At 52.8% G+C, this 15,144-nt stretch carries 8 protein-coding genes; 1 reads left to right on the plus strand and 7 read right to left on the minus strand.

Annotation, left to right across the window (positions count from 1 at the left end):
- Positions 1-26: 26 nt before the first annotated feature.
- Positions 27-4,940, plus strand: a complete 4,914-nt coding sequence (locus tag AC0LWF_RS08730; RefSeq protein ID WP_474651153.1) for an endo-1,4-beta-xylanase — start codon at positions 27-29, stop codon at positions 4,938-4,940.
- A gap of 547 nt (positions 4,941-5,487) precedes the next feature.
- Here the strand turns inward: AC0LWF_RS08730 and AC0LWF_RS08735 are convergent.
- The 7 genes from AC0LWF_RS08735 to AC0LWF_RS08765 all read right to left on the minus strand — a co-directional run bounded on the left by AC0LWF_RS08735 (position 5,488) and on the right by AC0LWF_RS08765 (position 15,101).
- Complete coding sequence (locus AC0LWF_RS08735) at positions 5,488-6,282, minus strand: Nif3-like dinuclear metal center hexameric protein (RefSeq protein ID WP_474651154.1); 795 nt, start codon at positions 6,280-6,282, stop codon at positions 5,488-5,490.
- A 24-nt stretch (positions 6,283-6,306) separates the two neighbouring features.
- Positions 6,307-7,146 carry an SDR family oxidoreductase gene (locus tag AC0LWF_RS08740; protein WP_474651230.1) on the minus strand — a complete coding sequence of 280 codons (840 nt, stop codon included), beginning with the start codon at positions 7,144-7,146 and terminating at the stop codon, positions 6,307-6,309.
- Between the two features lie 77 nt (positions 7,147-7,223).
- Positions 7,224-8,306, minus strand: coding sequence for a mannonate dehydratase (gene uxuA / locus AC0LWF_RS08745; RefSeq protein ID WP_474651155.1), 1,083 nt, complete (start codon positions 8,304-8,306; stop codon positions 7,224-7,226).
- 33 nt (positions 8,307-8,339) lie between these two features.
- Complete coding sequence (locus AC0LWF_RS08750; RefSeq protein WP_474651156.1) at positions 8,340-10,445, minus strand: alpha-glucuronidase family glycosyl hydrolase; 2,106 nt, start codon at positions 10,443-10,445, stop codon at positions 8,340-8,342.
- Between the two features lie 86 nt (positions 10,446-10,531).
- Positions 10,532-11,653 carry a family 8 glycosyl hydrolase gene (locus AC0LWF_RS08755; RefSeq protein WP_474651157.1) on the minus strand — a complete coding sequence of 374 codons (1,122 nt, stop codon included), beginning with the start codon at positions 11,651-11,653 and terminating at the stop codon, positions 10,532-10,534.
- A gap of 117 nt (positions 11,654-11,770) precedes the next feature.
- Positions 11,771-13,495, minus strand: coding sequence for a sensor histidine kinase (locus AC0LWF_RS08760; RefSeq protein ID WP_474651158.1), 1,725 nt, complete (start codon positions 13,493-13,495; stop codon positions 11,771-11,773).
- A gap of 28 nt (positions 13,496-13,523) precedes the next feature.
- A complete protein-coding gene (locus AC0LWF_RS08765; RefSeq protein ID WP_474651159.1) occupies positions 13,524-15,101 on the minus strand; it encodes a response regulator transcription factor in 1,578 nt (525 codons plus the stop codon).
- Positions 15,102-15,144: the final 43 nt, after the last annotated feature.

Raw genomic sequence — 15,144 nt, forward strand, 5'->3', positions numbered from 1 at the left:
AACGACTGATAGGGGGAATGACACACATGCAAACAAGCATCAGAAGAGCGATATCGCTTCTAATGGCATTCGCGTTGCTTATCCCGCAGAGCTGGTTCGCACTTCGGGCCGATGCGGCAGTAAACCCGGCAATTGTGCTTCAGCAGAGCTTCGAGAATGGCGAGCTCGGCGGATGGGAGAAGCTGTCTTGGGGCGGGAACGGGGACATTGCCGTCTCTACGGACATTGCTTCCGATGGTAGCAAGTCGTTGAAATTCACAGGCCGTACTTCCCGTAACAGCAGCCTGAGTCACGATATGCTCGGCTTGTTACAAGCTGATCATAAGTATGATATTTCGTTCAAGGTTCAATCTGGCCTCGGCAGCGATACGTTCCATCTCGCTTCCAAGGTCGTGGCGGGCGGAACGACTGACTACCCGTGGCTGATTGGTAACAAAACGGTCACTGACACCGATTGGACAACCTTTGACCTCAAAGGTTATCAAGTTCCCAGCAGTACAACTGAATTCCGCGTTTGGCTCGAATCCGATAGCACTTCCACTTCAACATCGGATGTTTACTTGGACGAGGTACTCATTAAGGATGTAACTCCTCCGGTTGATGCGCCTTCGACGGTCGTTCTGAACCAAAGCTTCGAAGATGACGCAGTGGGCAGTTGGGAGAAGTTGTCCTGGGGCGGTGACGGTAATGCTGCTGTCTCTGCAGATATCGCTTCAGAAGGCAGCAAGTCGTTGAAGTTCACGAACCGGGCATCACGAAACAGCAGCTTGAGCCGTAACCTAACTGGCCTGCTTGTTTCCGACCACACCTATGATCTTTCATTCAAGGTTCGACTTGGACAAGGTACCGATACGTTCCATCTCGCTTCGAAGGTCACCTCAGCGGGAACGGATAGCTATCCTTGGCTGATCGGCAACAAATTGGTTGCCGGCAACGGTTGGACTACGTTTGAACTCAAGGGTTATCAAGTGCCTGGCAATACGACCGAACTCCGGGTCTGGTTCGAATCCGATAGTACATCCACCTCTACGGCTGACTTTTATCTGGATGAAGTTCTAATCAAGGATGTCACGCCTGGCTCTGGCTCCGGCGGTGAGGATCCAGGAGATCTGGATCAATCCGGCGCCCACTCCGATTTCGAGGATGGCGTACAAGGCTGGGTTCCTCGGAATCAAAGCGACACTGTAAGCGCATCGACAGCAGATAACCACACCTCGAATGGCGCGCAGAGCTTGCTTGCGACAGCAGGCAGCAAATATGCAGGGCCACTTCTCGATGTGCTTGGCAAAATGCACCGCAACTATCAGTATGACCTGTCCGTATGGGTGAAGATGGCGTCAGGCCAAGCTGCAACTACGCTGCGTCTTAGCTTGGAGCATGGCGATAGCATGTACGCCAATGTGTCGGCCAACACCACGGTCACGGACAATGCATGGGTTAAACTTTCCGGCAGATTCACGATGACGCATACGCCAACTGTCTTGAATGCTTATGTAGAGACAGCGACAGATAACGGCGGTACGAGATCGTTCTATATTGACGACTTCCATTTATCTTATGTTGGTCCCGTTGATAACTCTTCCCTACCGCTCCCGGTTCAGACAGACATTCCTTCCATGAAGGACGTATATGCTGACGACTTCACAATCGGCGCTGCGGTAGCACCTGATCAGCTGACGGGCGAAACTGCGGAGTTGCTCAAGAAGCATTATAATAGCCTCGTTGCAGAGAATGCGATGAAATGGGATGCTATTGAACCGACGGAAGGACAGTTCAACTTCACGGGAGCCGATGCCATTCGTCAGTTTGCAGTCGATAATGACATGAAGATGCGCGGTCATACGCTGCTCTGGCATCAACAGACACCGGCATGGGTGTTCAAAAACGCTGAAGGCGGCGATTTGACGAGCAGCCCGGAAGATCAGCAAATTTTGCTGCAGCGCTTGGAGAATCACATTAAAGGCGTGGTTGAACATTTTGGAACGGATATCCAAACCTACGACGTGGTGAACGAGGTCATTGACCCCGCAGAGCCAGACGGTTTCCGCCGCAGCAAATGGTATGACATTCTGGGACCAACCTACATCGATAAAGCTTTTGAATTCGCCCATGAGTATGCGCCGGCTGGCACAAAGCTCGTTATTAATGATTACAGCACGACGGACACCACAAAGCGGAACTTCCTTTACAATCTTGTTAAAGGCATGAAGGAACGCGGAGTGCCAGTCGATGCGGTCGGCCATCAAATGCACATTAACATCGAGCGTCCGACAGCTGACGAAATTAAGCAGACATTCGACATGTTCGCTGAACTCGGTGTCGAGAACCAAGTCACTGAGCTGGACATCAGCGTTTATGCAGGAGCAGGCAACTACGCTTCGCTGCCTGAGAATGTAGATATTGAGCTCGGTCACCGCTACGCGGAGGTTTTCGATGCTTTCAAAGCGTCGAAGGATAGTTTGACCGGTGTAACCATCTGGGGTATTGCGGATGATCACACATGGCTGGACGGACAAAACAACCATACGAAGGATTACCCGCTGCCTTTTGATGCTAGAATGCAAGCGAAACAAGCGTATTGGGGCATTGTAGATCCATCGCAATTGAAGGTCATGACGCAACACCAAAGCGTTGCTCAAGGTACGCCTATTATTGATGGTTCTTCCGAATTGGCTTGGAGCACGGTCAGTCCGATTTCCATCCCAGCCACTGGAGGCAATGCGCTTAGCGCTAAAGTAAAACCGTTATGGGATGAGAATCATCTCTATGTCTACGTCGATGTAACAGACCCGACCACGGATGCATCTGATCAGATTGACCTTTATGTGGATGGCAATAATGGCAAGACAGCTACCTACGAAGAAGATGACGTGCACTATACGTTGACACGGAATCATAGCGATGTAGATGGCGTCACTTACTCGGTAGTAGAACGAAGCGGCGGTTATGTGATTGAAGCTGCTTTGCCGCTGGATCATGCTGCTGTTGATCAACAGATCGGTTTCGATTTGACCGCGACGGATGGCGGCAATGACAGCTCGCATACGATGGCATGGAATGATACGACGTTCACCCAAGGATCGAACACATCCAAGTTTGGCGTTTTCCAATTCATTCATTCTTCAAAGACGACGGAAGCCATTCAAGGCACGCCGGTCATTGATGGCAGAGCTGATGCAGTCTGGGCAAAAGCAAATGAAATTTCTACAGACGTGTGGGTAATGGGCACTTCCGGCGCAACAGCCAAGGCGAAGACGATGTGGGATGCAGGTCATCTGTACGTCTACGCTGTTGTCACCGATAATCTGCTAAGCAAAGAGAGCACGAATGCATACGAAGAGGATTCAGTTGAGATTTTTGTCGATCCAAACAATGACAAGAGCTCTTCCTATGAGCCGGATGACGGTCAATATCGCGTGAATTTCGATAACGAGCGAAGCGGTGGCGGCTCGACTAACACATCAAACCTCCATACGGCAACAAGGCGCGTGTCCGGAGGGTATGTGGTCGAAGCCGCAATCGACGTCGATTCTACCTTCACGGCGAAGGACAGCTTGCTTGGATTCGATTTGCAGGTAAACAATGACCAAGACGGAAGCGGTACTAGAAGCAGCGTTGCAATGTGGAATGATCCGACAGGAAGCTCGTGGCAGGACACTTCCCGCTTCGGCGTTGTCCGTCTGGTGGATGCACCGGCTGTTGACCACCAAACGGGCGGTGGCAGTGGTGGCAGTGGTGGCGGTGGTTCCATCAATTTACCGGTTGATCAACCAAAGGTGGAGAATGGCAAAATCACGCCAACAGTGAAGTCGAGTGAAGGTCATGTTACAGCAATCGTGACAAGCGACTTGCTTGAGCAGGCGCTAACTCAGACGACCGCTGATGCAAGTGGCAAGAAGCAAGCGGTTATCGCTCTCGATGCGCAGAGCGGAGCTGATTCCTATAGCGTCCAGCTTCCCGCTCAAAGCTTAAGTGCTGCAGGAAGCTATGAGATTAAGGTGAAAAGTGAGCTTGGTGATATTTTGCTGCCGAGTGCTATGCTTGCAGGTGTGAACCTAGGCAATGCGGATTCGATTGCGATTCATATCTCGAAAGCGCAAACGGATCGTTTAAGCAAAGAGGTTGCGGAACAAATCGGGGATCACCCTATCGTTAACCTCGAGGTGCTTGCAGGTGACCAAGTACTTGCATGGAACAACCCGCTCTCGCCTGTAACCGTGGCTGTTCCTTACAAACCGACGGCTGCAGAGCTCAGTAATCCAGATTCAATTGTCGTGTGGTACATCGCTGGCGATGGTAGCGTGACTTCGATCCCGAACGGCCGATATGATGCAGCAACTGGAACAGTCGTGTTCCAAACGACCCACTTCAGTACCTATGCGGTAGCCTCAGTGGTGAAATCCTTCGGAGATTTAACGAGCGTACCATGGGCAAAACAAGCGATTGATGCGATGGCAGCACGCGATGTTATCAAAGGAACGTCTGCAGACAGCTTCTCTCCTGCAGCTTCCATCAAACGAGCAGACTTCATCGCGCTGCTTGTTAGAACGCTTGAATTGAAAGGTACGGGCAAAGATGGGGCGGCATTCAGCGATGTCTCGGTAGACGCTTATTACTACAAAGAGCTGAGCATAGCGAAGGAACTCGGAATTGCCACTGGTTTTGGGGACCATACATTCAAGCCTAACAGCACGATCACCCGTCAAGATATGATGGTGCTGGCAGCTCGCGCATTGTCGGCAGCAGGCAAGCAGGTTGCGGCAGGCGGAAGCCTGAACGCTTACTCAGACGCATCAAGCGTCTCTGCTTATGCAAAGGACAGCGCAGCAGCATTGGTGAAATCCGGTGTCGTTATCGGAAATAGCGGCAAGCTCTCGCCGAACGACTCACTCACCCGCGCCGAAGCGGCGGTCATTCTGTACCGCATGTGGAAGCTGTAGATTTAGAGTAAACACAAAGAACCAACCGCATGCGGTTGGTTCTTTGTGTTTTGGAGTTAGCGAGAGCGCGCTGATTCAGCACTCTCAGATAAGGAATGGTCTAAATCGGCGGCGTGGGAAGCTGAGAGTTCCTAATACGTACTCTCAGCGCGATAATCGGCCGATCGTTACTCTGAGAGTGCATATTCAGCACTTTCAGATTTAAAACCAGCCGAAATCGGCGGCGTGGAGGAGCTGAGAGTTCATAATACGTACTCTCAGCTTGAAAACCAGCTGATTGTTACTCTGAGAGTACAAATTCAGCACTCTCAGATTAAGAAGCTACCGAAGTCGGCGGCGTGAGGTGCTGCTTTCTCGCGTTGAGAGCACATATGTGTTCTCTCAGCTACAGATTGTTGGTTAGTTTGTAGGGCAGCGACGTTGTGAGCACATATGTGTTCTCTCAGCCAGCTTTCGACGCATTTTCGTTGCTGAGAGCACATATGTGTTCTCTCAGCACAAAAAAATCGTCCCACATGCCACACCCTGTGACTTGCGGGACGGTCCACTACAAAACCGTAAACAAAGAATCCACCGGCATATAATGTACCGGCACATCCGGGAATTGAACGCCGAGCCGGTCGGCAAGCAGCTTCATGCCCGGCTGCTCGCTCTCGAGATGGCCCAGCACCAGCAGCGCCTTCGACTTGCCCCCTTGGCACGCATCGCGCACGTACTCTGGCGTCTCCCACTCCTGCCCTTCGCCATACACGAGGGCATCGAGCTGGTGTCGCTCGAATAGTGGAATTGCCACCTCGCCGCCTCCGCGAAAGCCGACAAGAACACCGACTCGCCTGCAGGTCATCGCCAAATCCCCGGCTGCTCGTACGAGTTCGATGCCGAGCTTGCGTTTCAGCTCTTCAGCTAGCTCGCCTACGGTACAAGGTGGAAGCTCGACAATAGATGCTGCCCGCTCGTGCTCCTGCACGTAAGCGTCCCAGCCCAGCTCTGCCAAGAGCCCTTCCATAATGCCGTCGACCTTCTGCCGATGCAGGCCATCGTGATAGCAGTAGACCGCCAAACGATGCTCGGCTATCGTGCTCAGCTTCGCCTCGTAAACAGGGTCCTTGACCTCGTTCAGCTTTGCAAGCGGCTGATGATGATGGCTATAGAACAGCCCCTCATGCGAAATAATTAAGTTCAAGCCGTTGCGTTGCGCCTGCTCCAGCACCTGCTGCGACGCCGTGAACGTTACAGCGATGCCAGTCACGATCTCCTCAGGCTCCCCGAAGCGCAAGGCATCAGAGCCCACAGGACCACCCAACGCTTCGATTACATCCCGAATGCGAAGAAATTTCGTCATTGTTTCCCTCCGCCGCGTTCCATCCTACACTCCGGCATAAGCCATAAAACCGCCGTCGACCGGCACCGTTATGCCGGTGACAAATCCGGACACCGCGTCGTCCGCGAGCCATACGAGCGTGCCAAGCAGATCGTTCGGCTTGCCGAAGCGGCGCATCGGCGTATGCGTGATGATTTTGTTCGAGCGCTCTGTTAAGGCGCCGTCCTCACGGATGAGCAGCTTCCGGTTCTGCTCGGTCAAGAAGAAGCCCGGCGCGATCGCATTCACGCGAATGCCCGCTTCCGCCATATGCACCGCGAGCCACTGCGTGAAGTTGTCGATCGCCGCCTTCGCAGCACTGTAAGCCGGCACCTTCGTCATCGGGCTCGGCGCGCTCATCGAAGAAATATTAATAACGGATGCGCCATCCTTGCCCAGCATCTGCTTGGCGAACACCTGCGTCGGCAGCAGCGTGCCGCGGAAGTTCAAATCGAACACGTAGCCGAAGCCAGCCTGCGTCAAGTCGAAGAATGTCCGAATGTCAGGTTGGCCGAGGTCCTCCGGCTTGAACGTCTCATTCGTCGTTGTCCCTTCCGCGTGGTTGCCGCCGGCACCATTAATCAATAGATGGCAATCGCCGAGCTCCTCTTTCACCCTTGCAGCCGCAGCCTCCACACTCGCAGCATCCAAGACGTCGCACACAACTGCAATCGCCGTGCCGCCCGCAGCGCGAATTGCTTCTGCCACTACACGCCCCTTCTCCTCCGTACGGTTCAGAATCGCCACCTTCATTCCTTGGCGGCCAAGTTCGATTGCCATCGCAGAGCAGAGCACGCCGCTCCCTCCGGTAACGACAGCAACCTTGCCCCGCAAGTTGTCATGCATTGGAAACTCTTTCGAGCTCGCCGCTGAACTTGTCTCCGAAATCTCTTTTGCCTCTACCGCTGAACCTGCCATCCCCGTCATACCCTGCTCCCGCTCCTTTCTTCACCTGCACGCATCGAATCCCAGACGCCCCACAGGTACATAATTCCGAGCGCGCGGTCATACAGTCCGTAGCCCGGACGGCACTGCTCATCCCAAATATGCCGCCCATGATCCGGACGCGCGTAGCCGGTGAACCCGCTCTCGTAGTAGGCACGCACGATGCCCGCGATGTTAACCGTACCATCCTCCGTGCGATGCGACGTCTCGATGAAATCGCCATTGTCGTACACGCGAACATTGCGGATATGCGCGAACGGGATGCGCCCTTTAAACTCATGCACCATTGCGACGATGTCATTGTCCGGGTTCGCACCAAGCGATCCGCTGCATAGCGTCACGCCGTTGTACGGACTATCCACCAAAGCAAGCAGCCTGCGGATGCTCGCCTGCCCTGTCATGATGCGCGGCAGCCCAAAGATCGGCCACGGCGGATCGTCCGGATGAATCGCCATCCGTATATCATGCTGCTCTGCAACGGGAATGATCTGCTCGAGAAAATATTGCAAATTCCCCCACAGATCCTCCTCCGAGACAGACTTGTATTTCTCGAACAGCGGAGCCAGCTGCCTCAAACGTTCCGGCTCCCAGCCCGGCATCGTCACGCCGACATCATTCGCAATCCGGTTTACAAGCTCGGCCGGATCCATCTGATCGACCTTTGCTTTCTCATAGAACAACGCCGTCGAGCCATCCGCCATCTCCTTGAACAAGTCCGTGCGAACCCAGTCGAACACGGGCATGAAATTGTAACAGATCGTCTTAACGCCGACCGTCGCCAGCTTCGCAATCGTCCGCTTATAGTTCTCGATATATGCATCGCGCGAAGGCAAGCCAAGCTTAATGTCCTCATGCACGTTTACGCTCTCAACGACCTCCAGATGCAAGCCATACTCGTCGGCTTCTTCCTTGTATGCCTGAATTTTATCCATCGGCCACTCTTCGCCAGCCGGTACGTCGTGCAGCGCCCAGACGATGCCTTCCACGCCAGGAATTTGCTTGATCTGCCGCAAAGTTACCATATCATTGCCCGTTCCATACCAGCGAAACACCATCCGCATAGCATTTCCCCACCTTTCTGTCCGATCCCAAGATTAATAGATTACGCGACCCTGATCGTCCGCAATACCGGATTTTCTGTAAAAGTAAGTGTTAATCATATCGCGCCACTCGCACGCATGCTCCGCCTGATGGGCTAAACGTTCGCGCACATGCCCGAATCGCCCGCTATCCACCCTTGAGGCGAGCAGCTCCCACTTCGCAAGCAGCTCAGCTGCCTGCTCCGCGCCACTGAAATGCGTATCGTAGATATGCTGAATGACCGTTTTGCCACTGTGGAGCACATGCAGATAAGGTACATGGTGAAAGAACAACAGCAGCTCGTCAGGGCAGTCTGCCAGCGATTCATAGCGTTCCGCTACCGGTGCATGATATTGACCGGCATAGCCTGTACCCGTGCGCAACGTGCGGTCAACGCCCATACCTTGGCGGTCAGCGTAATGATAAGTCCCCCATTTGGAATATTCATAGCCGTCAACGTTCGGTCCATAGTGATGATTCGGATTGACCATCCAGCCTACACCAAGCGGAGCGGTGTACGACTCGTAGATGTTGTACGAGCCAAGCAGCATATCCAGCACGACGCGCTCCAATTCCTCATCCAGCCCAAAAGTCATCCGAATCCATTCCGAAGCGATCTGCTCCGCGCTCAAATCCGGATTCCACGCAAGCCGTGCGTATCCGTACCAATTCGCCTGCGCCAGCACATGACCGCACCAGTTCGGATCATCGCCAATGTTCGAGACAGCCGCGATGCCGCCGCGCGCGCGACCAAACAATCTGCCGCTCGCAATTTCAGCAACGGTTGACCCGGCTCCGCAAGCATGCGTGTCAAAGTCATACACTTCTTTCCACTGCGGAATCAGGTAGCAGACATGCCGCTGCTGCCCTGTGTACTCCTGCGCGATTTGCAGCTCCAACAGCTGATTCGTCTTCGTCAATCCCCCGAACAACGGAGACACTGGCTCGCGAACTTGGAAGTCCATCGGTCCATTCTTGATCTGCAGCATCACATTGTCCCGGAATTCACCGTCAAGCGGCATGAAATGATCATACGCGGCGCGGGCACGGTCTGTCTTCCGGTCGCGCCAATCCTGCAAGCAGTTATAGACGAAGCATCGCCAAATAACGTCACCGCCGAACGGTGCAAGCGCATCTGCCAGCATGTTAGCGCCATCCGCATGATTGCGGCCATAAGTGAACGGGCCTGGTCGGAATTCCGAATCCGCCTTCACGACAAAACCGCCGAAATCCGGGATGTACTTATATATCTTCACAGCCGCATCCTTCCACCAAGCAGCAACAGCTGGATCAAGCGGATCCGCCGTATCCAGCCCGCCAATCTCAATCGTACTCGCATAGTTCACGCTCAAGTACAGTCGAATTCCATACTCGCGGAAGATCCCTGCTACAACGGCCACGTCTGACAGAAACTCATCGGTAATGAGCTTCGACTCCTGCCGGTGCACATTGACGTTATTGATCGAGATTGCATTGATCGCGGTAGAAGCGAGCAAACGGGCATAATCCCGAATGCGGCCCTTATCTTCTTTGAATCTTCCAACCTTGTAAAAAATACTCCCGCCTGCATAGCCGCGCTCAACTGACCCGTCCATATTGTCCCAATGGTTGATCATGCGCAGCCCGTTTCGCGGTACTTCCCGAATCTGCAGACCCGTTAGTGTCTGGCCCGTTTGCAGCAGACGAATGAAATGGAAGACGGCATACAGCACGCCTTTATCCGACCCCGCCGTTAAATAGATATTTCCATCCCCATCATCTTCCGAAGCATGAATGATATAGCCTTCTTCGCCTAGCTCAGCGAAATTATAGACCTGCGCCAACTGCTCAAACACCGGGGAACTGCCATACACGCCTGCTACGACTGTTCCTCTCAAACTCCCACTCTCGACCGCGCTCTCCCGTGTACCGCTGCCAAGCAGCGAAGTAAGCGCAAGCCCCAGCTCCTTGCTCGCGGTGCGCAGCACCGAAGTCTCGCCCTCACTTTCGCCTTCCCCACCGATCACGACATACCTCGAGCAGCGCCCCAAGTAGCTCTCACGCACCGAGTCATTCGCGCTCCCCTTATACCCTAACCAGCAATCATAGCCACTATCTATCAAAGTCGTCCGATTCATCATCCACCACTCCTATCTTATCTCTACGAACTATGCCGAAATGAAAAGAGCCTCCGCTAATAGGAGACCCTCGCCACACACTTAAGCGCTTATTGCACCGGTTGCCAAATCCGATAGCGCCCGCTCAGAGCCAATAATGCGAATAAATAAAGACAATTGTCATAGTACCTGCGCTCACCCTCGCGTACTGGCGTATGCCAGAATAAGTCTACAGTTGAGCGTGCAAACCGGCCCTCTGGCGAAGCCAGCGATGCTGTCGCATTCGTCGCGATAAGACCAACGGGATGCAGCGATTTCTCCTCGAAAGGTTCGCCCGCGATCGTATACCGCCGGTAATCCGCAGGGTTCTTATCCGCGAAGAAGGCTTGAATCAGATCCGCTTCCTGGCGCATCCACTCACTCGCGCCGAACCAGGATGCCTCCATGCCAATGTTGGCGGCTACCCGGTATGAATCGCTGAAGAAATGACCGTAGCCGCGTTCATCATTCGGCGTGCCGTCATAATGTGCATACTCCGGAGATAGCCCCGTCGAAGGATGGCATGCGAGCTTCAAATAGCTGCGGCTAGCAATCGCCGCTTCCCGCCAAAATGGACGATCCGCAGCATTCGCCCAAAGCGCGAACAGCTCATAGAAATGCGGCAAATGATAGGAAGGATCGCTGTATTCGCAATTTGGCACAAATTTAATCAGTTTATTGTCAGGGTTCCACATCGGATACCCTATGCCATCTTCGCCATTGTGGATACAGTCATGCAGCAGCTGGCGCGCCTTTACGCTGTAATCAAGCGGCGCTTCTCCGTCGCCCCAGCGGTGCGAAGCGAACAGCAGCGCTAGCGCATAATATTCCTCGCCATCCGGCGCAGGACCATTCGAACGCTTCGTCCCATCCGTGTTGCAGGACCATGCAAAATACCCTTTATTCGGGCCTGACGTCATATACATATACTGATAGCTCCAACGCCACAGCCGGTCGAATACATCTTTCTTACCGAGCTGCACCGCCATCATCATGCCGTAGGACATGCCCTCTGTACGAACATCGAGGTTGCCCGTGTCCAGCATATAGCCCATATCGTCTCCAGCCGGGTAATAGATGCGTGTCGCCTCATTTTCCCCGAACAGCAGTTCCCACGTCTCTTCGACCTTGCGGTCGATGGCGGCCTCATCATAGCCGTAGTCGAGCAGAAGATTGCGATAGTTCGCGTTCATTCGCCCTTATCGCCTCCTTGTAAGCGCTTTTAATAGACCTATCAAGTATACAAAGCGGGCAAACGTTTATTTACCCACTAAACTATACTTTGCACTTAGGAAACTATAGAGACTGGACTATAGAGACTGAATCTCGATACGTATGGTCGTCCCTTGATCTTTCACGCTGTCTATCGAGAACTTCGCCTCATCTCCGTAGAACAGCTTCAGCCGCAAGAAGACGTTGCGCATGCCGATGCTCTCCCCGAGCTCCTCCGCATGATTCATATCGTGCTGAAGCTGGCTCAGCTTCTCCGCAGGCATGCCGACACCGTTATCGGCAATCGTGCAGACGATACCCGCGCCACTGTTCGACTTCTGCACGCTAACGCGAATGAAACCAGGCTGCTTCATCGGCTCAATGCCGTGAATGCTGGAATTCTCGACTAAGGGCTGCAGCGTCATCTTAGGAATGAGCCTCGAAACGCAATCATCATCCACCTCAATGAGGTAGTCCAGCTTGTCGCCAAACCGGTATTTCTGGATTTTCAGAAAGCTATCGACCAGATCAAGCTCATCTCTGACGCTAACTAGATCTCGGCCCCATGTAAGTGACTTACGGAATATTTTGGCCAGATGATGGATGATCTTCGCTGTTTCATCTTCCGACTTCATCAAGCTGCGCATCCGAATCGTCTCCAGCGAGTTGAACAAAAAATGCGGATTGATCTGGCTTTGCAGCGCATGAAGCTGGGATTGCTTGCGCCCAAGCTCCAGCTCCTTCTTCTGAATATCCGCCATATACACGTCATGAATAAGGCTTCTGAGCTGCATCGTCATATGGTTGAATTCCGAAGTCAGCTGGCCGATCTCATCGGTTGCCTCGTCGTTCTCAATAAGCTCGAAGCTATGATTCTTCACGCGCTTCATCTGCCTCAAGATACGGAACAAGCGCTGATTCAGCGACCTCGTAAACCATACAATGATGAGTGTCGGAATAATGATGTTGGGAAGCGCCATATAGATCACGAATTCCTTGGACTTGCGAACCTCTTCAAGCACTTGTCGTTCCTGGAACTTGCCGACGATTCGCCAATTGTTGAAGTAGGACTTGTTCGACAGCCCTTCTTCAAGAACAATCGCGCCATCCTCTGACTGATCGCTCATCTCGTTATCGCCGGAATTGAGCTTGTAGTGGACCTTGTCGCCCTCCATCAAATACACATTGCCCTCCAGCGTCACGTTGCTCAAAATCTGCTTTACGAGTTCGGGATGCAGATCAATCTTAATGATTTTGTCAAAAACGTTCAGGCCCGTCGTATTGCTCATCCTTACGACAACGCTAAGCGCAGGCTTCGTGGCAGACTCCGAATCCTCTACAATAATCGGATTGGACGTCCCCGATGTCTCCAGCTCCTTGTACCAGCTCGCTTGCTTGTTAATGCCAGAGATCGGGTAAACATAGCCGCCATAGATGATCGTATCGTTATTCGTATACAGAGTGATGCGCTGAATCGCTCGATAGACCGGCGTATACTTCTCCAGCATGTCCGTAATGTAGGAGTGGTAGTTGTAGACGTAATCCGAATCATTCACGTACCTTGTATCGAGATAATCATTCAGAATCGAATCCGTGTACAGCACCGTGGCAATCCCGATGACCGCATCCGCCTGGTACATCAGCTCATTGCGCATCTGCTCCATGGCGAGCGACAAATCTCTCATTTTCTGATTCTTCACGTTGTTTGTCGTAATGTTGTAGAAGATCACGTTCGTCAGAATGACCGGGATGAACACGGACAGAAAATAGATCAGCAGCATTTTGCTGCGAAGCCTAATATTGTGGAATGCGCTTAACTTCATAAAGGTGGATCCCCCGGGTCACATTCTTCTACTTCTTGGCAATCATAGCGTTCTTATATTCAGTCGGCGTCTTCCCTTCGACCTTCTCGAACTGGCTGACAAAATAATCCGGATTGCCAAAGCCGACACTGGCGGCAATTTCATAGATCTTCTTATCGGTTTGGCGCAGCTGGCGCTTCGCTTCCTGAATGCGGATTTGCAGCAGAAAATCGTTAAAGTAGACGCCGTATGTTTTCTTAAACAATTGGCCGAGATAGACCGGATTCATGTAGAAGAGCTTCGCAATGCTCTTCAAGCTAATATTGCTCGTATAGTTCGTCTCGATGTAGCTTCGAATCTTGCCGATATCGCCTCTCATCGTCGTGCTGCGCAGCGATGCAATCAAAGTCATGCACTCGGACAGAAACTGGGTCAACAGCTGCTTCACGCCTTGCAGCGTACGCGGTTCATTATGCCACTGCAGAATGGGCTGCAACGTGGCAAGCCTGCTCTCGTCGCCTTGCATGGTCTGGATGATCCGGGTCGCTTCGTGTACGCATCGAGCTAGCGATGAGGTCATCGACTCCAAGGCGAAGCGCTGCTCCTGAAACGCGCGGAACATCGCATCGGCAAGTTGGTTCACGCCCCCGCTGTCATGCTCCTCGAGACGCTCCATCAGCTCCGAATAGAACGTTGGCTCCAGCTCCTTGAACTGCAGCTTCATCCCGCCTAAATCGTCAGATACGATAACGCTTTGATTCGCAAAAGCATACTTGAGCCGCATGAGCTCCATCGCGCTCTGGTACGATTGTTTAACCTCGCTTAAGCTTGCTGCTATCGCTCCAACATAGGCGAGAGGCACCGTGCCTTCAATGATCTGGCCTTTCGCGGCACGGACGAGCTCATCTCCGATCCGCACCGTCCAAGCGGAATTGGCTTCAGGTCGTATAATAATGCCGAGCTCCGACTGACTCCGCACGTAAACAACCGGCGTTACTTCAAGTCTGCGCTTCAAGAGCTCGACAATCGATTCTCTCACCATCTCAATCTGGCTGCTTCTTTGCTCATCCGTTGCATCCGCAGCAATATCATTCAGCTCAAGCGCGATATAGCGCAGCGGCTTATCGCCTTGCAATGCAAGATATTGGGCCGCTTCGGACAGCGTCTTCTCGTCGGCCTTGCCGGATATAAGCTGTTCAAATAACGAAGCTTGCAGAATCGGATTGCCTTCCTGCGTCCAGCTTGGCATACTATCGAGCATCGCCGTTATGCGCTGCAGCGTCTCCGTCAGCTCATCCTCGTCAATCGGCTTCAGCAAGTAATCATGGACACCGAAACGAACAGCCTGCTGTGCATATTTGAAATCGCCGTATCCACTTATAATGATGAACTTGACGGCTTTGCCAAGACGCTCTTGAACGGTCTGGATTAATTCAAGCCCATCGAGTACGGGCATTCGAATATCTGTAATAACAAGATCGGGCTTATGCTGTTCGATAAGCGCGAGCGCTTCTTCCCCATCCTCAGCTTCAGCGATAATCTCGAAGCCATATTGTTCCCAAGGGATAAGCCTAACAAGCCCTTTTCGGGCAAATACTTCATCGTCAACCAGAATCGCTTTGCGCATCAGAACGCCCCCTACACTGCAATCGCTTTCAAGATGTGGCAGC

This window comes from Paenibacillus sp. sgz302114, from assembly GCF_056120345.1.

Bases quoted from the DNA above. Each gene is read 5' to 3' on its own strand.
- AC0LWF_RS08730 (WP_474651153.1), top strand. From the start codon at position 27: ATGCAAACAAGCATCAGAAGAGCGATATCGCTTCTAATGGCATTCGCG.
- AC0LWF_RS08735 (WP_474651154.1), bottom strand. From the start codon at position 6,282: ATGACGAAATTTCTTCGCATTCGGGATGTAATCGAAGCGTTGGGTGGT.
- AC0LWF_RS08740 (WP_474651230.1), bottom strand. From the start codon at position 7,146: ATGCATGACAACTTGCGGGGCAAGGTTGCTGTCGTTACCGGAGGGAGC.
- uxuA (WP_474651155.1), bottom strand. From the start codon at position 8,306: ATGCGGATGGTGTTTCGCTGGTATGGAACGGGCAATGATATGGTAACT.
- AC0LWF_RS08750 (WP_474651156.1), bottom strand. From the start codon at position 10,445: ATGATGAATCGGACGACTTTGATAGATAGTGGCTATGATTGCTGGTTA.
- AC0LWF_RS08755 (WP_474651157.1), bottom strand. From the start codon at position 11,653: ATGAACGCGAACTATCGCAATCTTCTGCTCGACTACGGCTATGATGAG.
- AC0LWF_RS08760 (WP_474651158.1), bottom strand. From the start codon at position 13,495: ATGAAGTTAAGCGCATTCCACAATATTAGGCTTCGCAGCAAAATGCTG.
- AC0LWF_RS08765 (WP_474651159.1), bottom strand. From the start codon at position 15,101: ATGCGCAAAGCGATTCTGGTTGACGATGAAGTATTTGCCCGAAAAGGG.